At 46.2% G+C, this 264-nt stretch carries 1 pseudogene; it reads left to right on the top strand.

The features are described from left to right. Positions 1–264 (top strand): annotated as a pseudogene (locus tag LDK53_RS13400) (hypothetical protein); the annotation flags it as partial.

Genomic DNA, 264 nt, shown 5'->3' with positions numbered 1-264 from the left:
CAAGCAGGTATACAGGCTGAGTGATAATGCGGTGATTTTTGACCGCAACAGAAATGAGAGTGTGGCGGGGTTTGGGCGCATTCTGGAAGGTCATCTGTACGTTGACGGTGTGGCATTCATCCTGACATCTGAAATCAGGGATGTATCGGACCCCAAATACAAGAAAGACATGATCGATTATTTAAATGGGGGAATGAAAGAGTATCAACTCAATACTAAACCCCAGAAACTGGCAGAATTACAGGACCTCATGTCCCGGCTGAG

It is taken from the genome of Enterobacter sp. K16B (assembly GCF_020216105.1).
In the GTDB taxonomy this organism is placed as follows: Bacteria; Pseudomonadota; Gammaproteobacteria; order Enterobacterales; family Enterobacteriaceae; genus Enterobacter; species Enterobacter sichuanensis.
This window is presented reverse-complemented; position numbering and strand designations above follow the sequence as displayed.